Origin of the sequence: Vibrio sp. 3-2(1) (assembly GCF_963887575.1) — a bacterium.
In the GTDB taxonomy this organism is placed as follows: Bacteria; Pseudomonadota; Gammaproteobacteria; order Enterobacterales; family Vibrionaceae; genus Vibrio; species Vibrio anguillarum.
This window is the reverse complement of the sequence record NZ_CAWPGB010000063.1, coordinates 50,825-74,978: the sequence shown is the minus strand read 5'-3', so window position 1 is coordinate 74,978 and position 24,154 is coordinate 50,825. Positions and strand designations below refer to the sequence as shown.

Below are 24,154 nucleotides of genomic sequence, written 5' to 3'. Positions count from 1 at the left end.
TTATACCTCAGGAAAATAATATTCTTTGATGTCGTCTGAATTCAAGACAACCAAAGGAAAGGCTTTCCCGGAAACTTTCTCAGGATCTTTAGCTATTCTGTAATACTGAATCGTGTAATCAACCAAAGACCCGCGAGTACGTATTTTAAATGGTTTGTCATATCCAAAATCATTGAGTACCAAATTTTGCTCTTCTTGAGTCAGTTCAGGGTGCGGGCCTATTTCAATGTCGACAAAAGTAAACCAAATAGTATCTTGCTGAAAGTTGATGCTGGACTTTCCTTGAAGTTCTACCTTCATAATTCGGCCCAGGTTAAAGTCAGCAAAGCGTTCCCGAGTATGGCAATAAGCTCGGCAATGCCAGCGCAAACCATCATTAGCAATTGCGAATGGCGTCACCAGACGACTTTTTCCAAGAGGATTGGTGCGACTGCAATAATCAATCATCACTTCTTTTCCCGTCCGGATAGCTTTAAATAGCTGCCTTGTTACTTCTGCTTTAGGAGACTGAATAGGAGTTAGACCTTTTGAGAATGCCGATGAACCATATGTCTCTGTTACGTATTGATTGGCGTTATGAAATATAAAGTCCACGTAGTCAGACCATGCAGGCCGAGTAAACTTCGGAGTGAACTTAGCGGCCGGTATGAATACTTTTTCAGGATCCTTACCATCGAATACAAGATTGCCAGGGTGAGCTTGACGATACAAAAGAATAGCTTTTGAGATCACATTTACATGCACACCGAAAAAACGGGATAAGCGTGTGGCATTTGTACCGCCTTCCCAGTAAAGCATGTACTCTAAAGCTTTGAACCTTTCAGTTTGTTGATTCGTAAATTTCGTTTCTGTATCCATCATTATTGTGTACACATTTTTTGTGCATACGATTTTCTGTTCATTTTATGAACTTGTAAAGCTTTTTTAAATAAATATTTGTTCAATAAAATGTTCGTTATTTCAGACTTTTCCCTACCTCTGACGATCATTGAAGATTAAATAACATTGCAAAAATTGCTGTTTTTTTTAGCGTGTAGCGCAAACAGCAAGGACTTTATCGTTCAACTCAATGTCTCTGTAAAGCCAGTTTCTTCTTATTACTCTATCCTCAATAGCAAACAAAACTCGCTTGGGGTATTTGAGCAATAACCACTTGGCAAGACTGATAACATAATGCCTTTCAACTAACGCTCTCTGCTCAAAGGCGATTTTAGTATTAAGCAACTGCAAATCTGGTTGAGCACACATACTGCATATGTAACTTTGTAAGTCTGGCGCTAGGCTTTTAGATACGATCAAACGGGGCGTTGTTGCCTAAATCAGTTGAACCTTTTCCAAGTCCTACGATCTGATCCTTTGTGATGGTAAGAGCGGTGGTGACATGGGGAAAACGAAAAAGAAGATAACTAACTGGGAGGAGTACAATAAGGCTCTGTGCAAGCGTGGTTCGGTTACGTTCTGGATAGATGACTCAGCCATTGATGCATGGCAATGCAAACCCACCATGATAAGCGTGGTAGAAGCTTCCAGTACTCAGATACAGCGATTGAAACTGCTTTGATGATTAAGGGTATTTTCTCTCTGCCATTACGTGCACTTCAAGGCTTTATCGACTCGTTCTTTGAACTATTGGATGTACCGCTGACGTCCCCTGACTACACCTGTATCAGTAAACGCTCGAAGACGGTTCAGGTCAAATATCGCAATATATTCTCTGGAATTTAAGCACAAAAGGTATTTGAACCGTAACCGCATCATAAACCCCGCATTCTAATCAACCTCAGCACGCCATAAAATCAAACCTCCCACCACAAGGAGATTTGATATGACCAAACGACGCACCGACCAAGAATGGAAAACCCAGTTCGAACGCTATGAATCCAGTCATTTTTATCAATTAGGCAAATTAGGTATCGAAGTGTGTTAACACACTTCGGGACGTAAGCGTTTTAGAAAAGGCAGCGTACCGATTGGAGAACGCTGCCTTTTTAGTATGATACTTTAATGCTTAGTATGCATCTTTATTACTTAGTGTGATGCTTTATTCTACTCACACACAATATGCGCTCTAACCACCTTGTATCACTCAACCGTTACGGCTTTGGCCAGGTTACGAGGTTGATCGACATCCGTGCCTTTGATCAATGCGACATAGTAAGAAAGAAGCTGCATTGGAATGGTGTAGTAGATCGGCGCGGTAATTTCACTCACGTGTGGCATGGTGATGATTTTCATTGTTTCATCAGCCGCAAAGCCAGCGTCTTGATCGGCAAACACATACAGCAAACCGCCACGAGCACGTACTTCTTCAATGTTCGATTTTAGCTTCTCTAACAGCTCGTTATTTGGCGCGACCACGACAACGGGCATGTCAGCGTCAATCAGTGCTAATGGGCCGTGCTTTAATTCGCCCGCTGCGTATGCTTCAGCATGAATATAAGAGATTTCCTTCAGCTTTAATGATGCTTCAAGGGCGATAGGGTAAAACTCACCACGACCTAAGAATAGAGTGTGGTGTTTATCTGCGAAATCTTCAGCCAGTGCTTCAATCTGCTTTTCATAGGCAAGGGCGGCATTAATTTGTGCAGGCAGTGCATGCAGTGCTTCAACAATTTCCGCCTCTTTTTCTTTATTAATGCACTGCTTTTGTTTACCAAGAGCGGTCACTAACATTAACAAGGTTGCCAGCTGAGTAGTGAAGGCTTTGGTTGATGCCACACCAATCTCTGTTCCGGCGCGAGTCATGAATGCAAAGTCAGATTCACGAACCAGCGAAGAACCCGCTACGTTACAAATAGTCATCGCGGCCATGTAGCCTTTTTCTTTCGCCAAGCGCAAAGCGGCTAAGGTATCTGCCGTTTCACCGGATTGAGAAAGCGTGATCAACAAGCTATTTGGACGAGTCACAAATTTGCGATAGCGAAATTCAGAGGCAATTTCCACATCGCAACTCACGCCAGCCAATGCTTCAAACCAGTAACGCGCTGTCATGCCTGCGTTGTACGACGTTCCGCAAGCGACGATTTGTACGTGTTCCACTTGACTAAGAATTTCGGCAGCGTTCACGCCAATGCTTTCTGTCACTACGCTGTCTTTGGTGATACGGCCTTCCATGGTGTTAATCAATGCCGTTGGCTGTTCAAAGATCTCTTTTTGCATAAAATGACGATATTTACCTTTATCGCCAGCGTCATGCTCTGCGTTAGATTCGCTAATTTCACGCATCACCTGTTCGCCGTTTGCAGCAAAAACCGTCACATCACGGCGCGTAACTTCCGCGACATCACCCTCTTCAAGATACATAAAGCGGCGTGTAACATTCAGCAAAGCTAATTGGTCTGAAGCTAAGAAATTCTCACCAACACCGAAACCGATCACGATCGGGCTACCGGAGCGAGCAACCACAACACGGCTTGGATCTTTGCGATCAAGTACCACAGTACCGTAAGCACCATCGAGTTGTTTAACGGTTTTTTGCACCGCTTCAAGCAGTGAACTGGCCGTGCGCAGTTCCCACTCAACAAGGTGAGCAATCACTTCGGTATCGGTTTGCGATTCAAAAAGGTAGCCGCGTTCACGCAGAACGTCACGTAGCGTTTCATGGTTTTCGATAATGCCGTTATGCACAACCGCAATATCGCCCGACATGTGTGGGTGAGCATTAATTTCGGAAGGTTCTCCGTGTGTCGCCCAGCGTGTGTGCGCAATGCCTGTGCCTCCTGCAACATGTTGCTTTTCGACTGCATCGGCTAGCTCTTGCACTTTGCCTAAACGACGAACGCGCGTTAATTGGCTCGCACTATCCACCACAGCAACACCGGCTGAATCATAACCGCGGTATTCCAAGCGGCGTAGTCCTTCCACTAAAATTTCAGCCACATCTCGTTGTGCTACTGCACCGACGATTCCACACATAAGGTTTTTACTCCATTTTAGATTTATGCTTCATCCCTAAAGCCGCAAGCGAAGGCCTTTATTTAGGAATGGTTGAATAGGGGTTAATTAAGCTCGGATCACTCGCACTTGGTGCGATTCAATCAATGCGGCATCTTGAACGGTTAGATCGTTATCGGTCACTAACACGTCGATATGCTCCCAAGCGAGCTCAAGGTTGGGAATTTTTCGGCCAACTTTGTCTGATTCGATCATCACGATCACTTCTCGTGAGACTTCGGCCATCACTTTGCTCAGGCCAATCAGTTCATTGAAGGTGGTAGTGCCACGTTCAAGATCAATACCGTCAGCGCCAATAAACAGTTGGTCAAAATCGTAAGAACGCAGTACGGATTCAGCCACTTTGCCCTGAAATGACTCGGAATGGGTATCCCAAGTACCGCCCGTCATTAATAGTGTCGGTTCACTTTCTAGTTCATTAAGGGCGTTCGCTACGTGCAATGAGTTGGTCATCACAACCAAACCGCGTTTATCATTCAGTTGCTGAATTAATGCTGCCGTAGTACTACCACAGTCAATAACGATGCGATTGTGGTCTCGAATTAACTTAGCCGCCGCTTTAGCCAGCTTTATCTTTCGATTCGAAACTTTAGGATTAAACTCATCATTGACCACCTCTTTAGGCAGTGCAATCGCACCACCGTAACGGCGTAAGAGTTGACCGTTTTTCTCTAAAGAGGCCAAATCCTTTCTAATCGTCACCTCTGAGGTTTCAAACTGAGCAGAGAGTGCATCAACACTGACCTCACCCTGTTCATTCACAAGGTTAGCGATGGTGTGTCTTCTCAGTTGTGTGTTTCGTTTCGACATTTATATTTTTCTTCAAGATTACGAATCGAAAGCAATATTAATCGAATCGAAACTTTATTGTCTATTTATTTCGATCTAAAAAATTAATAATTCACGCTAAAACCTTGTCCTAAGACAATTCTTAGGCAGTGATATTGAACTCATTAGGTGGTAGAATTCGCGCCGAAAAGAAAAAAAATTACAGAATTGACTGTTATTCTTTTGCAACTTAACCGATTTAAACTCAATAAGTGGCAAAATAACGCTATAAAATCGACAATGCTTGGTCATAAAATGACTAAACTGTTGAAAGACTTTCAGCTCTAATGTCACAAAATCACATTAATATTGTTGGGTAATAGATAAGAAAAATTGCCGCTTGTGATGACGCTAGAACACTCAACCAACTTCAAATTGTAATCATATTTACCGGAGAGAACCTTCCATGAAAAAGACCAAAATCGTATGTACGATTGGCCCTAAAACTGAATCTGTAGAGAAGCTTACTGAGCTAGTGAATGCTGGCATGAACGTTATGCGTTTGAACTTCTCTCACGGTGACTTCGTAGAACACGGCACTCGTATTGCGAACTTCCGTAAAGTAATGGAAAACACTGGTAAACAGCTTGCGATCCTTTTAGACACTAAAGGTCCTGAAATCCGTACCATCAAACTAGAAAATGGTGATGACGTTGATCTCGTGGCTGGCCAGGATTTCACTTTCACTACTGATGCAACCGTTGTAGGTAACAAAGATAAAGTTGCCGTGACTTACTTAGGTTTTGCTAAAGACCTTACTGTAGGTAACAAAATTTTGGTTGATGACGGCCTGATTGAAATGGAAGTGATTGCAACCACAGAAACTGAAGTGAAATGTAAAGTGCTGAACAACGGCGCGCTAGGTGAAAACAAAGGTGTTAACCTTCCTAACGTTTCAGTGAACCTTCCAGCTCTTTCTGAAAAAGATAAAGCAGACCTTAAATTTGGTTGTGAGCAAGGCGTTGATTTTGTTGCAGCTTCTTTCATTCGTAAAGCTGACGACGTACGTGAAATCCGCGAACTGCTAACAGCAAACGGCGGCGCAGATATCCAAATCATCTCTAAAATTGAAAACCAAGAAGGCGTTGATAACTTCGACGAAATTCTTGAGCTTTCTGACGGTATCATGGTTGCTCGTGGCGACCTAGGTGTTGAGATCCCTGCTGAAGAAGTTATCTTTGCACAGAAGATGATGATCGAAAAATGTAACCGCGCACGTAAAGTGGTTATCACAGCAACTCAAATGCTTGATTCAATGATCAAGAACCCACGTCCAACTCGCGCAGAAGCTGGCGACGTAGCCAACGCGGTAATGGATGGTACAGATGCAGTGATGCTTTCTGGCGAAACAGCAAAAGGTAAATACCCTGTTGAAGCGGTCACTATCATGGCGCAAATCTGTGCTCGTACAGACCGCGTTCTACAAGCTGAGTTGGGTTCTCGTTTAGACAGCCCACGCCTACGCATTACTGAAGCCGTATGTAAAGGTGCGGTAGATACTGCTGAGAAATTGGCGGCTCCACTTATCGTGGTCGCAACTGAAGCGGGTAAATCAGCTCGTTCAGTGCGTAAGTACTTCCCAACTGCGAACATCATTGCCGTAACCACTAACAAGAAAACGGCGGCTCAACTTGTTCTGACTAAAGGTGTAACACCGGTTGTTGTTGATACTATCGACAGCACTGATGCGTTCTACATCAATGGTAAAGAGATTGCACTGGCTTCTGGTCTAGGCAAGAAGGGTGACATCGTAGTGATGGTTTCTGGTGCACTTGTCGCTTCAGGTACAACCAACACAGCTTCTGTTCACGTTCTATAATAGAAACGTAAGCTAGAAACACAAAAATCGGGGCTTGCCCCGATTTTTTTATTTCCGCTATTTACGCTTTACTTACCAAGCCCATCACTCTTTGTAGTATGCCTTAAGCAAGATCATCACTACTTTTACACAGTGAAACTCGATTTCGCCCTAAGGTTTTGGCCTCATATAAAGCAATGTCAGCGCATTTATACGAGCGTTTACCATCTGCGGTTAAGTCAGTAAAGCCAGCGCTGATGGTCACGGTAAGACTTTGCTCTACCTCTACTGCGACTCGCAAGCGGTTCAAGACTATCTCCGCCTCTTCGACAGAAGTATGCGGCATAATAATCGCAAACTCTTCACCGCCAATACGTGCCAGAAAATCCGTGGCACGCAATGTTTGGCTCAAAATTTCACCAACTTTAATAATGACGCGATCACCTTCATCATGTCCTTGTTCATCATTCACTCGTTTAAAGTAATCAATATCAATTAAGACAAGGCAAACCTGATGGCTTTCGGGATAACGTTGAATGAGGTGCGTATGATGCTGCAATTCTGCTTCAAATTTGCGGCGATTCCATAGCTGAGTTAACGCGTCTTTTTCGCTCAATTCTCGTAATCGGTTTTCAAGCTCTTTGTGCTGAGTAATATCGACTAAAGACGTAATATAATAACTGACTTTAGTTGCCTCTTTAATCGCTTGAATTCTCATGATGGCGGTTAGAGTCTCACCTTGCGTATTGACCATTTCTACTTCGCCTTCCCAGAAATGTTGCTGCGATACCTCTTCAAGTACTTCGAGCATAAACTCCATACCATTTGGACTGAGCAGTAACTTTAATGCGTTACTGCCTTTTATCTCGTCAATAGTCAGACCGGTAATCTTTTCAAATTCGCCATTAACCATCATCACTTTGTGCTTTCTGTCTGAGATCATCACTGCAGACATACCATTCAAGGCTGCTCTTGCCAGTTTGCTTTCAATACTTCGATGATGGTAATGCAACGCCATGGAAACCATGGGAAGCGCAAAAATGAGTACAACGAAGAAGACAAAAAAAGCTTCTTTGATTAAGTCGTTGACGTCACGCTGGGCTCGATGATCTAACTGCTCATCAGTGAATTGAATAATTAAAAAGACGGGTTTCAGTGAGGTAAACTTAAGGGTTGTATATACAGTCATCTTGTTATTTTCTAGCACGTACCCAGAAGGCTTAAGCTGCATCTGTTGCCAGGTTTTCGGTAATTGAAGTGCCAGATTTACGTGCTGGTTAGAGGGTAATAAATCTCCAAATAATTTGGTTTTATCGCTAGAAGACAAGTAGAAACCGGAGTCGCCGATAAGCTCAGGAGTTAACTGTGGATCACGCGCATGAGTTAAGCGCGAAGATTGTGACCAAATATCAACATTGAGAACCAAATAGCCTTTTCGCTCCCCTAATACGGTAACTGGTGTGATTACGCATAGCATAGGCTGTATAGCCGCTCTGCTCGGAGCATCTGCCAATGTAATGCCCCATACACCCACATCCCCCTCTGAGAGATTTTCTGCAAAATCAATGTAGTCATGATGTGAGCTGTCTTGCTGTGTTTTTACACTAGAAGCTAAATGATTAGTCGCAGAATAATGAATCCGAAGTTGTTCATGCCCAGATACGTCTAAAAGCGCAATTGAGCTATACCATGTCTGTTTTTCAGCAACAGAAGACCAGCTTTTTTCAAGACTCTGTTGGTTAGCCTCTGAAGGAGAGAAAATAAATTCATACAAACTTTGACTGCGACTAAGTAAATCAACAATGGAGCCTACTTGGGCTTTCAAACCCCGGTATTGATGTTCACTCTCATTTAGTTGATCAAACGCCTCCGCTACCGTGTTTTGCGTTGCGTTGTCTTTCACTTCTTGGTAGCGCTGATAGTAATACCCAGTCACTATTGCGCTGAATAAGAAACAAATGATGAGAAGAATGCTGATTATTTTTGTGTATCTCATGACTTGTCTAAATATTAACCCTAAATAGTGATGAGCGGATTATAGCATCTTAAAAAATAGACAAAACAAAAAGCTACCGATTAATAATACAATCAATTTATAGAAGTAAAAGCTCATGCCATCCAGCTTAAATTAACCAATTAATCAGTAGCTTAGGCAAGGGCTTAGTTGTTTAATTGATAGACTACGTCCACCCTATCGCGAATAATAAGCGTCGAGTCTTGGTAGCTATTTGATTCAGATTTTGCATCCATTGCCATAGCACGCATCATGATCGGCTGCACGCTGGGCGAGTTGTAGTCTATCTGCCACACATCACCTAATTTCAACTTAAATCCTTCCGCCAGTGATAGTGCTTTGGTATTCGCATCTTGAATCGCCGCTAGCCGGGCTTGTTGCTGGTATTGCTCTTGATTCCGAACTTTAAGTTGAATATTGTCGACTTGGTTAATGCCCTCACCGAGCGCTACATCAAGGTATTGATTAAGCTGGCTTAAATCTTCAACCTCAACCGTGACACTTCTTGTTGCTTGATAACCCACTAACTCAGGTTTACCAGATTTAGGGTAATGATATTGAGGGGCAAGGTAGAGATTTGAACTCGATATTTGTTGGGAAGTCACACCGGATTCTTTCAAACGTGCCACAAATGCTTCTACCACTTTGTCGACCGCTCTTTTTGCCTGCTCCGCCGTCAGCGTCGATTCAACCACTTTAACTGAAAACTCAGCCATATCAGGTACCGCAACGACTTCACCATAACCTGTCGTTGAAAGATGAGGAAAATTCATTTCCTGCGCCATAGAACCAAAACTGAGCAATCCAGATAATAGCGTTACACTTGTCATTAATTTCATGGGAGTTACCTTACTCAAATGGGTGAATACATCATAGGCGATACTCTATATAAGCACAGTTAATAGCTTATGAAATGACACAACTTTGACGTTGAACTTTTGTCATTGCGGCAACACTTGGCGAGCATATTGAACGATGGCCTGAGAAATTTCCTGTAATATTCCCGTTTCTAACTGCCAATGATGCCAATAAATACGGTTGGTTAAAATGAACCCTGGTGTAATGTCGGTAAGCGTGCCTATTTCGAGCTCTTGTGCTATCTGTAAGCGAGGGATCAAACAATACGCCGCACCGGATAGGGCTAATTTAACAAAAGCTTCTGAGCTACCCACGGTATGGTTTATGACGGCATCTCTTGGCACATTGAAGTGATCATGCAAATATTTTTTATGCAGATCATCATACTGATCATACGATACCGCTGGTGCTTTTTTTAAAGTATGAAAGTTCACACCTTGAGAGAAATAACGCTGATAAAACTCCGGGCTGGCAACACACACATAGTCCATTCGGCCTAAGTAGTCAGCATGACAACCAGGAATGGCTTGCGATTCTAAGCTTATTGCGCCAGCTACTTCGCCATTTTTAATTTTTTCGATCGTACGTGACTCACCGAAAACCGTCAGGTTCAACTCAACTTGCCGCGTTTTCATCGTATTCGATAACGCAGGAAGTAACCAAGTAGCCAAACTGTCCGCATTAGTGGCAATAGCTATTGAAACGGGCCGCGTATTCTCCTCATTCATCAATTCAGGCACCAGTTCATTTTCAAGCAAACACACCCTACGATACAGCCCTAGCAATTTTTTTCCCACCAGCGTTGGCCTTGGTGGCTGCTCTCGAATCAGGACCGGTTGGGCGATAAATCTCTCTAATTGCTTGATTCTTTGAGAAATAGCCGATTGTGAAATATAGAGATTTTCAGCGGCTCGTTCAAAGCTTCCTTGTTGCAGTACCGCATCTAATGCCTCAATCCATTTGTAATCTAGCCCTCTCATCCAAGGCTCCTTTTTATGATTATTAGTATTACTAATATAATATTAAAATCATTAATTATACTTATTTTTATACTCTCGCTATTGTGCGCTCACTGTATTGAATTATTACGATGAGGTGAGCTGTGAATGTGTGGATTTTGCTACAAGGTTTTGGATTAGGTGCAACGATGATTATTCCTATTGGTGCACAAAATGCCTATGTGCTAAACCAAGGAATTAAGCGCAATCACCACTTAACGACGGCGACCATCTGTAGTCTACTGGATGTAATTTTTATTTCTCTGGGTATATTTGGTGGCGGTGCCCTACTCTCAAGTAACGAAATCTTACTGACCTCGGTTACCTTAGGCGGTGTTGCTTTTCTCTCATTTTATGGATTTATTTCTTTAAGGAGTGCCTTCACTTCAACAAGCACTAATGAATCGGATGGCGAAGTGATCGCACGTGGTAAACGAACGGTTATCTTGGGCGCGTTAGCCGTTACTGTGCTTAACCCACATTTATACTTAGATACGGTTGTGATTTTGGGAACGATTGGTGGTCAGTTTGAAGGCCATGATCGCATCGCGTTTGCGCTAGGAACCATGATGGCCTCTTTTGTATGGTTTTATTCTTTATCAATTGGTGCTGCGAAACTGGGGCCGACGCTCTCAAAGCCTAACGTGAAGAAAGGAATAGACATGGCCGTGGCTGCAATGATGTTTAGCATCGCCTTTATCCTTGCAAAAGGGCTGGCAATTCAATATCTGGTGTAAGTGTATAACCAACAAAAAGAAAGGGCATGAACTGAATAATCATTTCATGCCCTTTTCACTTGATTGAAAATGAATTAATTCATTTTATTCAGATGAACATCCATTTGTGGGAATGGGATCTCAATACCTTCTTTATCTAACTCTTCTTTGATGGCTTGTAACAAATCAAAATAAACAGCCCAATACTCTGCCGTTTTCACCCAAGGGCGAACCACAAAATTGACTGAAGAATCGGCCAAGGCCATTACACCAATAGTCGGTGCAGGATCTTTCAATAAACGAGGCTCTGCCGCGACTACTTTAGCCAGCACTTCCTTGGTTTTTTGCAGATTGGACTTATAAGAAACACCAATCACCAAATCAATACGACGAGTGTCATGGCGTGAATAGTTAACAATTGGGCCACTGATGATCGAACCATTAGGCACAATCACCATTTTATTGTCAGGCGTGCGCAGTACTGTTGAAAAAATTTGAATCGATTCAACCGATCCAGCAGTACCACTCACTTCCACGTAATCACCGGATTTGAATGGGCGGAATGCCACAATCAAAACGCCCGCAGCAAAGTTTGATAGCGAGCCTTGTAGCGCTAAACCAACCGCCAATCCAGCCGCACCAATAATGGCCACAACAGAAGCGGTTTGCACACCAATGCGACCTAAAGCGGCAATTAATACCACCACAAATAGCGTATAGCGGACTAGACCATGAACAAACTCAACAACTGCTTTGTCCATGTCTTTCTTTTTCAGAGCCTTGGCAACACTTCCAGCGACAGCTTTAACAACAATGTTACCGATAAATAGGATCAGAATAGCGGAAACAATATTGACGCCGTATTGTATCAAAAGATCTGAATTATTGGTCAGCCAAGTATTGGCTTGCGCTAAACCATCGACTAATGGAGCTTCGATGCCCATTGATTCACCTGACATATTGTATTTCCTCTTTATAAAATCATTTTGAATGTTGTTGTTACCACTGAACATCAAAGACAAAAAACGACTGACAGCAGAGTGTCAGTTTTTTGGCACAATATCTCACTTTGGTTATGTTGCAAAGTCAGTTTTATGTAAATACTGACAAAACAAATAGTTACTTGGAAGCATTGATATGAGCTTGTTAGAGGTTAAGCAATATTTTAACAATCCGCCAGTCATTTTGTCTGAATCTCGGCCATAAAAAAACCCGCTCATTGAGCGGGTTCATCACTTAGTCCAGATAAATGAACTTATAGTACGTCGATCGCATTAAGGTCAGCGAAGGCTTTCTCTAAACGAGCAACCATCGATGCTTGACCAGCACGTAGCCATACGCGTGGATCGTAGTATTTCTTGTTTGGCGCAGATTCACCCGTAGGGTTACCAATTTGGCCTTGTAGGTAGTCATGGTTTTCAGCTTCGTACTGACGGATACCGTCCCAAGTTGCCCACTGAGTATCAGTATCGATGTTCATTTTGATAACACCATAGCTGATTGACTCTTTGATCTCGGCTTCAGAAGAACCAGAACCACCGTGGAATACGAAGTTTAGAGAGTTCGCTGGAAGGCCAAATTTCTCAGAAACATACGCTTGTGAATCACGTAGGATAGTTGGAGTCAGTACCACGTTACCTGCTTGGTAAACACCGTGTACGTTACCGAAAGAAGCTGCGATAGTGAAACGGTGGCTCACTGCGCTCAATTTCTCGTAAGCGTAAGCTACGTCTTCAGGAGAAGTGTACAGCTCAGATGAATCCATGTCTGAGTTGTCAACGCCGTCTTCTTCGCCACCAGTACAACCCAGTTCGATCTCGATAGTCATACCCATTTTAGCCATACGCTCTAGGTATTTCGCACAAGTTTCAACGTTCTCTTCTAGAGACTCTTCAGAAAGGTCTAGCATATGAGAAGAGAATAGAGGCTTACCAGTTTGAGCGAAGAACTCTTCGCCTGCGTCTAGTAGACCGTCGATCCAAGGAAGTAGTTTCTTCGCAGCGTGGTCAGTGTGAAGAATAACAGGCACACCGTAAGTTTCTGCTACAGCGTGAACATATTTCGCGCCAGCAACCGCACCTAGGATTTGTGCACCTTGACCAGCAAGTTTAACGCCTTTACCAGCAAAGAAAGCCGCGCCACCGTTAGAGAACTGAACAACCACTGGCGCTTTAACTTTAGATGCAGCTTCAAGAACCGCATTGATAGAGTCAGTGTTCACTACGTTTACTGCAGGAAGAGCAAAGTTATTTTGTTTTGCAACTTCAAATACTTTCTGTACGTCATCGCCAGAAATTACGCCTGGTTTTACGAAATCGAAGATCTTAGACATGGATTTGATCCTATTTTTTCTATCGTTTTAAAAATAAAACAGTTAAGTTTAAATTCTTGCAAACGTTTGCTCACAACTGGCGTCATTCTATCAGAATAAAAACACACGTGCAGCAAACAAGAAAGCGGGAATCACTCCCGCTTTCATTAGTCATTAAGCTTTCGCGCGTGCTTCTAGCATTTCAACCGCTGGTAGTACTTTACCTTCAACAAACTCAAGGAATGCACCGCCGCCAGTAGAGATGTAAGATACGTCGGCTTTGATACCGAACTTGTCGATTGCCGCTAGTGTGTCACCACCACCAGCCACTGAGAAACCTGCAGATTTCGCAATCGCTTCAGAGATACCTTTTGTACCTGCTTCGAAGTTTTTGAATTCAAATACGCCAACAGGACCGTTCCATAGAATGGTTTTTGCGTTAGCGATGATTTCAGCCAGTTGTGCGGTTGAATCTGGACCTAGGTCGAAAATCATATCGTCATCTTGAACATCCGCCACGTTTTTGATTTCCGCTTCTGCGTTTTCATCAAAGGCTTTTGCACAAGCAACATCTGTTGCTACTGGAATAGAACACTCTTTCATCAACTTTTTAGCCGTTTCAAGCAAGTCTGCTTCATATAGAGACTTACCTACGTTATGGCCTGCTGCTGCGATGAAAGTGTTAGCAATACCACCGCCAACAACCAGTTGGTCAGCAATTTTAGATAGCGATTCTAGAACCGTTAGTTTAGTAGATACTTTTGAGCCACCAACGATAGCCACTAATGGACGCTCTGGGTTATCCATGGCTTTGCCTAGTGCTTCAAGTTCTGCTGCCAATAGTGGACCAGCACAAGCGATAGGTGCTTGCATACCAATGCCGTGAGTTGAGGCTTGTGCACGGTGAGCCGTACCAAATGCATCCATCACAAATACGTCGCAAAGAGCGGCGTATTTTTTAGATAGCTCTTCTTCGTTCTTTTTCTCGCCTTTGTTGAAGCGAACGTTTTCTAGAACAACAAGCTCACCTGCGTTTAGCTCTAGGCCATCTAGGTAATCTTTTGCCAGTTTCACTTCGCAATCTAGCGCGTCGTTTAGGTAATTAACCACTGGTAGTAGAGAGAACTCTTCCGCGTATTCGCCTTCAGTTGGACGACCTAGGTGAGAAGTAACCATCACTTTAGCGCCCGCCGCTAGGCAGTGCTGAATTGTTGGTAGCGATGCAAGAATACGTGCATCAGAAGTTACTTTGCCATCTTTCACTGGTACGTTTAGGTCAGCACGGATAAATACGCGTTTACCTGCTAGGTCCAGGTCGGTCATCTTGATTACAGACATGGTTTGTCCTCTCAAATATTAATAAATAAAGTTTTTGGAAACCCGGCAACCTTGCCGAGCCTATAAATTCTTCAAACTGGTTATCGATATGGAGATTTGAGTTATTTATTTCAAGCCTGAAAATAAATAAATCTCCATCATCCTGCTACTACTCGGATGCTTGCATTGCGAGTGCCGTATCCAGCATGCGATTCGCAAAGCCCCATTCGTTATCACACCAAACGAGCATTTTAACAAGCTGCCCGTTGCTCACTCTTGTTTGTGAACCATCAACAATCGCACTATGGGGATCGTGGTTAAAATCGATGGAAACAAGCGGAGCTTCAGTATAGTCAACAATGCCACGTAATGTACACTGAGATGCGTTCACAATGGTTTGATTTACGTCATTAACTTTCACATTTGATTTAATTGTGACACTTAAATCCATCGCGGTCACATTTACTGTCGGTACACGCACCGAAATCGCTTCAAATTTGTTAGAAAATTTCGGAAAGATCCTTTCAATTCCCTTGTGCAACTTAGTGTCTACTGGAATGATGGATTGGCTGGCGGAACGTGTTCGACGCAAATCGGTGTGGTAGGCATCGATCACTTGTTGATCATTCATTGACGAGTGAATAGTGGTAATGGTTCCTGAATCGATACCAAACGCTTCATCAAGCACTTTAATAATCGGTACAATGCAGTTGGTGGTACAGGATCCGTTCGACACAATGCGGTGTTCTGCGGTTAGCGTCTCATGGTTGACCCCATAAATGATTGTATTATCGAGATCATGTGAGCCTGGATGTGAAAAGAGTACCTTCTTTGCGCCTGCCTCAATGTGCTCCAAACCATCGGCTTTTGAGCCGTACACACCCGTGCAGTCGAGCACAATATCAACGCCTAAATCGCGCCATGGCAGAAGTTTGATTTCACTAAGGTGCAAAATTCGAATCGAGTCATGCTCATCCAGCCCATGATGAACATAGATATGCTCTTGATCATTGGTGATCTTTTTACCAAATCGACCATGAGTAGTGTCGTATTGCAGTAGGTGCGCCATCGCATCAGGTAGCGCCAGCTCGTTCACCGCTACCACTTTTATCTGCTGACTTTTTCCACTTTCATATATCGCACGCAGCACGTTGCGCCCGATACGCCCAAAACCATTGATCGCGACTTTAAGCATCATTCCATCGTCTTAACTTTTTTCGTGGTACAGATAGTAACCGATAGCGACCAAGAGCAACACCCCAAGCCATCAGTTGTCGCAAAAGATTCTGTTTCTAAACGGACTCAAGGTACAAGCAATGGCGGCTACGACAAGAAAGATGACCATAAAAAATGGCTCACCAAACGGGAGCCATTTCATTTGCGGTATTGATGGTTTAAAAGTTAACGTCAATACCTAACCAATAACGACGTCCATCTTCTACATAGCCATATTCTTGGTATGAAATTTCTTCATCGAGTAGATTGTAAATCGCACCTTTCAAGCTTACTTGAGAAGAAAGCGCGTAAGTTATGCCAGTATCGATGAACTGATAAGCTGGCTCAATCAAGCTGCTACGAGAAGGACCAGTGACTGGGTTGCTCTCTTTTCCACGATAAGTCAGCTTCAACCAACTGCTCAAGTTGTCAGTCGCTTGCCAATCAATATCAGCGCTGAAGCGATGTTCAGGTTGTTGCTCAAGTGGCATACCTTGATATTTTCCGGTTTTTTGCTCTGAGTCAGTAAAGGTATAGCTCGCGTTGAAATAAACCGTTTCTGTGATAGGCAAACCGAGCGTACTTTCAACCCCACGCGTGTACGCTTCATCAACGTTCACTCGATAAGTGGGATCAGAGCCCCACTCGTTCGGGCCTGCAGTACAGACGTTGCTTGGGCACACAACACGGGTAATTTTGTCTTTGAAATCATTATGGAAGAAAGTCAAACTCGCGTTAAGACCCGCTCCATTTTGGTACATCAACCCCAACTCTTTGTTAATCGAGGTTTCGGGTTTTAAGTCTGGATTACCGTAAATATTACCGCCTTGACTCACCTGCGCCCAATTTGGCGTGACTTCTCTGAGCTGCGGTGAACGGAAACCCGTTGCCACGCCACCTTTCAGAATCCACGCTGGATTGATGGTCCACACGCCATACGCTCTTGGGCTAAAATGAGAACCATAATTTTCATCGTGGTCAACACGGCCACCTAAGGTTAGGTTAAACGACTCGGTCATGCGCCACTCGTCTTCAACAAACGCCGCCCATTGAGTGCTTTCAATCTGAGTTAAATCAGAGGCTTTATTTGAGGTAAAATCTTCTAACTTTGAATGTGAAGCCTCAATGCCTACGGTTGCCGTATTGTTAGTCAATGGCACCACTAAGCTTGATTTAGCCACCGTATTGATGATCTCCATCTCACGGCTTTTATTGTTACTTACTTCACGTTGGACATAAGTATCCGACACACCATAGTCGCCCCAATCCCCTTGGTGAGAAAGGGAAATATAGGTTCTACGGTATTCGTTTAAGCTGTCTTCGCACCCACCTTTACAACCTGTCGTTGGCACGGATAACCCTACATTGCCTCGGCGATCTTGTGCGGAAGTGCCCACTTCAAAAGTCAGATCATGCTGCTCATTAAGTTGGTAGTTCAACTTTGAAGTTAAACTTTTTAAGCTTTTGTCTTGGTAGCCACGTTCAATCTTATCTTCATCGCGTTCGGTGCTCTGTCCATAAACTTGCAAAGAAAGATTGTCGGCCAGTGGCCCTGTCAGGAAGAAGTTGACGCCGTTCTGATCGCCAGAATCGCGATTTTCTTGGAAAACCGTATCCAACTGAACACTGCCTGACCACTCTTGATTATCTTTTCGTGTGATGATGTTGATCACACCACCAATCGCATCTGAACCATACAAAGTCGACATTGGGCCACGAATCACTTCAATTCGTTCAATGGCTTGCAGTGGTGGCATCCATCCCTGTTCAATACCTGGGCCATCACTATTTGGTCGAGTTTGACGTGAAGATTGACGCTTACCATCGACTAACATCAAGGTGTAGTTTGAACTCATACCGCGCAAGCTGATGTCTGTTTTATCACCACCTCCAGTCACCAACACGCCCGGCACACTGCGCAGTGCATCGGTTACATCACGATAATAACGTGATTGCAACTCTTCTCGTGTAATCACACTGATACTCGCTGGAGCCTGCGCTTGTGTTTGTTCAAAACCAGCCGCCGTCACCACTAATTTCTCATAAGATTGAATTTCTTCAGCGAAAACGTGTGATGAGGTGAATAACCCGAGCGCCGCAGTAATTGCAACATTCAGCGGATTGAGTCTGGACATGTACCACTCCTTTAAATGATAATGATTATTAATTTCAGGATTGGATTATTCATAATTTTGATGATTGAGATAGATAGACAGATGGAATGGTCGATACCGAATATGGAACACAGTGATGATTAGATTAAAAGGCCATTTTACTTATGCATGATTTCAGTGCGATCAAAGCTTTCCATGCTCTCTGTCAATACAAAAGCCTGACAGCGGCGGCGAAAGCGCTGGAACAGCCTAAGTCTACCCTCAGTCGACGTTTGGCGTCTTTGGAAAACGATCTCGGACAAGCCTTAATTGCTCGGCAAGGCAACCGTCTAACTTTGACTAAAGCTGGGCAAGTTTTTGCAGTTTATACAGAGCAACTGCTTGAATTAGCAGAAAAAAGCCATGAAGCACTGCAAGAGTTTAATAACCAAATCAGCGGTGAAATGACCTTGGTGGTTCATCCGAATTTAATTCGTGGCTGGTTGAGCAATGTATTGGATGAATTCATGCAAACCCACACCGAAATCAACATTCGACTCTACAGCCAATATGTGGCAGAAGAGTCGCATCTTGAGCCTGATTTACTGATTTGGATTGGCCCGTTTGCTCAACAAGGCTGGAGACGTGAATTGCTCGGCCATTGGCAATATTCACCTTATGCGTCGCCACACTATCTTGCCAATAACGACATGCCAGAGCATCCACAAGATCTAGTCAAACATCCTTGGATTGATTTTATCGCTTTTCGCCAAGAAGCCTTGGCTCTCATCCATCCTATTCACGGCAGCTATCTTTTACCTGCGCTCACAAGCCGCTTGCAGAGTGATAATTTAGCTATGCAAGCGGATGCAATAGCCAAAGGAAGAGGCATCGGCTTACTGCCGACATGGTTTGCCAAAGGCTTTGAACAAGCACACCCAAACAGTGTGCAAGCATGTTTGCCAGAATGGTTGTCGCCACACACTGAAATTAGTTGTCATTATCCAGCAGGCAGACATCCGCTCAAACTGCGTCTGTTTATCGACGCGCTACGTCAAGCCTGTCCTGAAGAATGGAAAGCATCATAAACATCAAGATCAAAAAAGCCCAGCGAATGACTCGCTGGGCTTTTGCATTAAAACTAAACGACTTAAGCAAGCAGCTCTTGCGCTTGTTTCACCACGTTTTCAGTCGTAAAGCCGAACATTTTGAACAATTGATCCGCCGGTGCTGACTCACCAAAGGTAGTCATACCGATGATCTTGCCGCCAAAACCAACGTACTTGTACCAGAAGTCGGCGATGCCTGCTTCAATTGCAATACGCTTAGTCACGGCGGCTGGTAGTACGGCTTCGCGGTAAGCTGCGTCTTGTTTATCAAACGCATCGGTCGATGGCATCGAAACTACGCGCACTTTCTTACCTTCGGCTGTAAGTTGCTCTGCGGCTTTCACCGCCAGTTCAACTTCTGAGCCAGTGGCAATCAGGATCAGCTCAGGCTGGCCTGCACACTCTTTCAGGATGTAACCACCTTTCGCGATATCGGCAACTTGCGTTTCGCTGCGTGGCTGCTGCGCGAGGTTTTGACGAGAGAAAATCAGCGCTGATGGGCCATCTTTACGCTCAATCGCCAACTTCCATGCGACGGCTGATTCCACTTGGTCACATGGACGCCATGTGCTCATGTTCGGTGTCAAACGCAGTGAAGCCACTTGCTCAACCGGTTGATGGGTTGGGCCATCTTCACCCAAGCCAATCGAGTCATGGGTGTAGACTTGGATGTTCTGAATCTTCATCAGCGCGGCCATACGCATTGCATTACGGGCGTATTCCATAAACATCAGGAAGGTTGCGCCGTAAGGAACGAAGCCACCGTGCAGCGCGATACCGTTCATGATGGCCGTCATACCGAATTCACGCACACCGTAATGAATGTAGTTACCCGAGAAATCTTCCGCCGTGAGCGATTGAGAGCCCGACCACATGGTGAGGTTAGACGGTGCCAAGTCCGCCGAGCCGCCCATAAATTCTGGCAGCATTTTACCAAACGCTTCCAGCGCATTTTGTGACGCTTTACGTGACGCAATATTGGCTGGGTTAGCTTGAAGGTCAGCAATAATTTGACTCGCTTTCGCTTCCCATTCTGCTGGCAACTCGCCATTTACGCGACGTTTGAACTCAGCGGCTTCGGCTGGGTAAGCGGCGGCGTAGGCTTCAAACTTGGCGTTCCAATCGGTTTCTTTCGCTTGGCCAGCTTCTTTGGCATCCCACTGCGCGTAAATGTCGGCAGGGATGTGGAAAGGTGCATGCGGCCAACCCAAGAATTCACGCGCCGCTTTGATTTCTTCAGCGCCTAAAGGGGCACCGTGACAATCGTGTGAGCCCGCTTTGTTTGGCGAGCCAAAACCGATGATGGTTTTGGTGCAAATCAAGGTTGGACGAGGGTCAGCTTTCGCAGCCTCAATCGCGGCATTAATCGCTTCAGCGTTATGGCCATCAACCGCAGCAATAACATGCCAGCCGTACGCTTCAAAACGTTTTGGCGTGTCATCAGAGAACCAGCCTTCCACATGACCATCGATAGAGATGCCGTTGTCATCCCAAAACGCAATCAGTTTGCCAAGGCCCAGAGTGCCCGCCAGAGAACACGCCTCGTGCGAGATGCCTTCCATCAAACAGCCATCACCCATGAATACATAAGTGAAGTGGTCAACGATGTCGTGACCCGGTTTGTTGAACTGCGCCGCCAGTGCTTTTTCAGCCATCGCCATGCCGACCGCATTGGTAATACCTTGGCCTAGTGGGCCCGTGGTGGTTTCAATGCCCGGCGCGTAACCGTATTCTGGGTGACCCGGTGTTTTTGAGTGCAATTGACGGAAGTTTTTCAAATCATCAATCGACAGCGCGTAACCGCTCAGGTGCAATAAAGAGTAAATCAGCATTGAGCCGTGGCCGTTTGACAGCACAAAACGGTCGCGGTCAGCCCATTGTGGGTTTTGTGGGTTATGGTTTAAGTGGCTACGCCAAAGCACTTCAGCGATATCCGCCATACCCATTGGTGCACCAGGGTGACCAGAGTTAGCTTGTTGAACACCGTCCATACTAAGAGCACGGATGGCATTGGCGAGTTCTTTATTAGAAACAAGGTTACGGGAAAACATGTCTGCTCCTGAGTGCATTAAGCGAATTCAAATTAACGGAAATGGGCTGAAAATAGCGCGGCTATTCTCTCAAAGCACTTTTCTCACTGCAAACGTTTTACTGGAGAAATAGTGCTCTTTAGCGCTTATTTTTAGGATAAAAAACCAAACTCCAATTTTTCATCTAAATTTAAGCAAACGTTTGGTTTACAGACAGGCGTAAAAATAACTTGTAATTCGACCATTCAAAACTAGAATAGACGTCTAGATGTAGAAACACCTACATAAACTAATGAATAACGATGGTGAGCGAAGCTTGCCATAGTCCAACGATTAAAAGTGGAGCTCTCATGGTTAAGCACCTGTTTACTTCTGAATCCGTTTCAGAAGGCCATCCAGATAAAATTGCAGACCAAATTTCTGATGCAGTTTTGGATGCGATTCTAGAACAAGACATCAAAGCGCGCGTTGCTTGTGAAACTTACGTGAAAACCGGCATGGTCATGGTTGGTGGTGAAATCACTACCTCTGCATGGGTGGACATTGAAGAGCTTACTCGCCAAACCGTTCGTGAAATTGGTTACGTCAACTCAGAGATGGGTTTCGATGCCAATTCTTGCGCCGTTTTGAATACCATTGGTAAACAGTCACCTGATATCAACCAAGGTGTTGATAAGGCCGATCCTAAAGAACAAGGCGCCGGTGACCAAGGTATTATGTTCGGTTACGCGACCAACGAAACTGAAATCCTGATGCCAGCACCGATCACCTACGCTCACCGCTTGATGCAAAAACAAGCAGAAGTGCGTAAAAATGGCACGCTTTCTTGGCTACGTCCTGATGCAAAATCTCAAGTTACCTTCCAATATGACCAAGGTAAAATTGTCGGAATTGATGCAGTCGTTCTTTCAACGCAACATTGCGACTCTATCTCGACAGCTGACCTACGCGAAGGCGTCATGGAAGAGATCATTAAGCCTGTGTTGCCAGCCGAGTGGCTTAGCAAAGAGACCAAATTCTTCATCAACCCAACTGGTCGTTTTGTGATTGGCGGCCCAATGGGTGACTGTGGTTTAACTGGTCGTAAGATCATTGTTGATACCTACGGCGGCGCAGCGCGTCACGGTGGTGGTGCATTCTCTGGTAAAGATCCATCAAAAGTAGACCGTAGTGCAGCCTACGCGGCGCGTTATGTAGCGAAAAACATCGTAGCGGCAGGCCTTGCTGACCGCTGTGAAATTCAGTTGTCATACGCCATTGGTATCGCAGATCCAACCTCAATCATGGTCGAAACCTTTGGTACTGAGAAAGTATCACAAGAGATCATCATTGAAGCGGTACGCCAGCACTTCGACCTACGCCCATACGGCCTACAAGAAATGCTCAATTTACTGCAACCGATCTACAAGAAAACCGCCGCTTACGGTCACTTCGGCCGTGAAGAGTTTCCTTGGGAAGCGACTGACAAAGCCGCCATCCTGCGTGACTTTGCTGGCTTGAAGTAATTTTCAACCTAGTTTAAATTTGTAAGCCCTTGCTCATTCGCAAGGGCTTTTTTCTAGGAATGAATCTGTGCCTAATTTTGAGCTACATTACCGCGCGCAAGTAAAAGCAAAACAGTGCATCACAACCGCTCGTCACTATTTTCAACACGACTTCCCTATGCCGAGTATCAGCTATCAGTTACGGGGAAAGGCGGCAGGTAAGGCTTATTTACAACGTTGGGAAATCAGACTGAATCCAGTGCTGTTTGCTGAAAATCAACGCGCCTTTCTCGATGAAGTGATCCCACATGAAATCGCCCACCTAATTACCTACCAGCGCTATGGTCGCGTTCGTCCGCACGGTAAAGAGTGGCAGGGGGTGATGAATCAAGTGTTTCATTTACCAGCCAATACCACTCATCGCTTTGAAGTCTCTTCTGTGCAAGGCAAAACCTTTGAATATCACTGCGCTTGTGCGCATTATCCGCTCACTGTCCGTCGTCACAATAAAGTGATGCGCAATCAAGCCACCTACCGCTGTCAACACTGTGCACAAACGCTCCATTTTACTGGCGTGCAGCTTTCCTAAATAAACTTTGGTTGCTGCTACTTGAATCCACAGCAGTGGTTACACTCACCTGCAATTAACAACAAAAACATCATTTATTATTCTTTAATCTGAGTGTTAGACTAATAAAAACCATACTTATATCAGTCTAAATGATGCCCTATTTTCGCTTATTGCTTGTGAATAGCAGCTTAGCTTTGTTCTCGTTTTGTGCCCTAGCTGCGCCTCCCGCTTCCTTTTCTCAAGCTAAAAAAGAAGCATTGAAAATCTATCATGATCATCCAGTGAGCTTTTACTGCGGTTGTGACATTGCATGGCAAGGTAAGAAAGGCACGCCCGACTTACAAACTTGTGGTTACCAAGTTCGCAAACAACAAACTCGCGCCAGCCGTATTGAATGGGAACACGTCGTCCCTGCTTGGCAATTTGGCCACCAGCGCCAGTGTTGGCAGCAAGGTGGGCGTAAAAATTGCACCAAAAATGATACTATTTTTCGTTCGATGGAAGCTGACCTCCACAACCTGACGCCGGCGATTGGCGAAGTCAACGGTGACCGTTCAAACTACAATTTCAGTCAGTGGAATGGCGTAGAGGGTGAAAGCTATGGCCGTTGTGAAATGCAGGTCGATTTTAAACAACGCAAAGTCATGCCACCCGATAGAGCACGTGGCTCAATTGCTCGTACCTATCTGTACATGAGCCAAAACTATGGCTTTCAGTTATCCAAGTCCCAAACACAACTAATGCAAGCTTGGAATCGCCAATACCCAGCCGATGAGTGGGAATGCAAACGCGATCAGCGAATTGCCAAAGTTCAAGGCAACCACAACCCATTTGTGCAGCAACAGTGCCGTTCATAAG

Annotated in this window: 18 protein-coding genes and 1 pseudogene; 7 read left to right on the top strand and 12 right to left on the bottom strand. The window is 44.6% G+C overall.

Annotated features, from left to right (window positions below; translation table 11 throughout):
• Positions 1 to 861, bottom strand: a complete 861-nt coding sequence (locus AACQ79_RS15950; protein ID WP_170899367.1) for a WYL domain-containing protein — start codon at positions 859 to 861, stop codon at positions 1 to 3.
• A 520-nt stretch (positions 862 to 1,381) separates the two neighbouring features.
• Here AACQ79_RS15950 and AACQ79_RS15945 point away from each other — a divergent pair.
• A pseudogene (locus AACQ79_RS15945) lies at positions 1,382 to 1,707 on the top strand (transposase); the annotation flags it as partial.
• Positions 1,708 to 2,082: 375 nt separating this feature from the next.
• Here the strand turns inward: AACQ79_RS15945 and glmS are convergent.
• Together glmS and AACQ79_RS15935 are read right to left on the bottom strand one after the other, a co-directional pair.
• On the bottom strand, positions 2,083 to 3,915 hold the full coding sequence (gene glmS, locus AACQ79_RS15940) for a glutamine--fructose-6-phosphate transaminase (isomerizing) (protein WP_170899366.1): 1,833 nt from the start codon (positions 3,913 to 3,915) through the stop codon (positions 2,083 to 2,085).
• A gap of 87 nt (positions 3,916 to 4,002) precedes the next feature.
• Positions 4,003 to 4,764, bottom strand: a complete 762-nt coding sequence (locus AACQ79_RS15935) for a DeoR/GlpR family DNA-binding transcription regulator (RefSeq protein WP_013857797.1) — start codon at positions 4,762 to 4,764, stop codon at positions 4,003 to 4,005.
• A 424-nt stretch (positions 4,765 to 5,188) separates the two neighbouring features.
• Here AACQ79_RS15935 and pykF point away from each other — a divergent pair, with 424 nt between their 5' ends.
• Positions 5,189 to 6,601, top strand: coding sequence for a pyruvate kinase PykF (gene pykF / locus AACQ79_RS15930; RefSeq protein ID WP_026027602.1), 1,413 nt, complete (start codon positions 5,189 to 5,191; stop codon positions 6,599 to 6,601).
• A 103-nt stretch (positions 6,602 to 6,704) separates the two neighbouring features.
• On the opposite strand, the gene AACQ79_RS15925 is transcribed toward pykF, so the two are convergent.
• From AACQ79_RS15925 to AACQ79_RS15915, 3 genes are all read right to left on the bottom strand, one after another.
• Positions 6,705 to 8,576, bottom strand: a complete 1,872-nt coding sequence (locus tag AACQ79_RS15925; RefSeq protein WP_170899365.1) for a sensor domain-containing diguanylate cyclase — start codon at positions 8,574 to 8,576, stop codon at positions 6,705 to 6,707.
• A gap of 164 nt (positions 8,577 to 8,740) precedes the next feature.
• Entirely contained in the window at positions 8,741 to 9,433 is a 693-nt protein-coding gene (locus AACQ79_RS15920; RefSeq protein ID WP_038148141.1) for an oxidative stress defense protein, read from the bottom strand.
• Positions 9,434 to 9,535: 102 nt separating this feature from the next.
• Positions 9,536 to 10,432 (bottom strand): LysR family transcriptional regulator ArgP, encoded by an 897-nt coding sequence (locus AACQ79_RS15915; RefSeq protein WP_017045436.1) that lies wholly within the window; start codon positions 10,430 to 10,432, stop codon positions 9,536 to 9,538.
• A gap of 122 nt (positions 10,433 to 10,554) precedes the next feature.
• Between AACQ79_RS15915 and AACQ79_RS15910 the strand changes: the two genes are divergently transcribed.
• Positions 10,555 to 11,187 carry a LysE family transporter gene (locus tag AACQ79_RS15910; RefSeq protein ID WP_170899364.1) on the top strand — a complete coding sequence of 211 codons (633 nt, stop codon included), beginning with the start codon at positions 10,555 to 10,557 and terminating at the stop codon, positions 11,185 to 11,187.
• A gap of 74 nt (positions 11,188 to 11,261) precedes the next feature.
• Here the strand turns inward: AACQ79_RS15910 and mscS are convergent, their stop codons facing one another.
• The 5 genes from mscS to AACQ79_RS15885 form a co-directional block, all read right to left on the bottom strand.
• On the bottom strand, positions 11,262 to 12,188 hold the full coding sequence (gene mscS, locus AACQ79_RS15905; RefSeq protein WP_170899363.1) for a small-conductance mechanosensitive channel MscS: 927 nt from the start codon (positions 12,186 to 12,188) through the stop codon (positions 11,262 to 11,264).
• 233 nt (positions 12,189 to 12,421) lie between these two features.
• Positions 12,422 to 13,498, bottom strand: coding sequence for a class II fructose-bisphosphate aldolase (gene fbaA, locus AACQ79_RS15900; RefSeq protein ID WP_013857804.1), 1,077 nt, complete (start codon positions 13,496 to 13,498; stop codon positions 12,422 to 12,424).
• Positions 13,499 to 13,651: 153 nt separating this feature from the next.
• A complete protein-coding gene (locus AACQ79_RS15895) occupies positions 13,652 to 14,815 on the bottom strand; it encodes a phosphoglycerate kinase (protein WP_026027969.1) in 1,164 nt (387 codons plus the stop codon).
• 148 nt (positions 14,816 to 14,963) lie between these two features.
• Positions 14,964 to 15,989, bottom strand: a complete 1,026-nt coding sequence (epd, locus tag AACQ79_RS15890) for an erythrose-4-phosphate dehydrogenase (protein ID WP_047688187.1) — start codon at positions 15,987 to 15,989, stop codon at positions 14,964 to 14,966.
• A gap of 199 nt (positions 15,990 to 16,188) precedes the next feature.
• Positions 16,189 to 18,144: a ligand-gated channel protein gene (locus tag AACQ79_RS15885; RefSeq protein WP_094149861.1), complete on the bottom strand. Its 1,956-nt coding sequence runs from the start codon at positions 18,142 to 18,144 to the stop codon at positions 16,189 to 16,191.
• A gap of 143 nt (positions 18,145 to 18,287) precedes the next feature.
• Here AACQ79_RS15885 and AACQ79_RS15880 point away from each other — a divergent pair, with 143 nt between their 5' ends.
• On the top strand, positions 18,288 to 19,190 hold the full coding sequence (locus AACQ79_RS15880) for a LysR family transcriptional regulator (RefSeq protein WP_170899362.1): 903 nt from the start codon (positions 18,288 to 18,290) through the stop codon (positions 19,188 to 19,190).
• Positions 19,191 to 19,252: 62 nt separating this feature from the next.
• Here AACQ79_RS15880 and tkt read toward each other — a convergent pair whose 3' ends face one another.
• Positions 19,253 to 21,262: a transketolase gene (gene tkt, locus AACQ79_RS15875; protein ID WP_170899361.1), complete on the bottom strand. Its 2,010-nt coding sequence runs from the start codon at positions 21,260 to 21,262 to the stop codon at positions 19,253 to 19,255.
• A gap of 329 nt (positions 21,263 to 21,591) precedes the next feature.
• On the opposite strand from tkt, the gene metK reads away from it, so the two are divergent.
• The 3 genes from metK (at position 21,592) to endA (ending at position 24,153) form a co-directional block, all read left to right on the top strand.
• Positions 21,592 to 22,746, top strand: a complete 1,155-nt coding sequence (gene metK / locus AACQ79_RS15870) for a methionine adenosyltransferase (protein ID WP_026027375.1) — start codon at positions 21,592 to 21,594, stop codon at positions 22,744 to 22,746.
• A 67-nt stretch (positions 22,747 to 22,813) separates the two neighbouring features.
• Positions 22,814 to 23,314 (top strand): SprT family zinc-dependent metalloprotease, encoded by a 501-nt coding sequence (locus AACQ79_RS15865; RefSeq protein WP_019282289.1) that lies wholly within the window; start codon positions 22,814 to 22,816, stop codon positions 23,312 to 23,314.
• Positions 23,315 to 23,445: 131 nt separating this feature from the next.
• The gene (endA, locus tag AACQ79_RS15860) at positions 23,446 to 24,153 is read left to right on the top strand and encodes a deoxyribonuclease I (protein ID WP_170899360.1); all 708 of its coding nucleotides are present in this window, start codon (positions 23,446 to 23,448) and stop codon (positions 24,151 to 24,153) included.
• Position 24,154 lies beyond the last annotated feature (1 nt).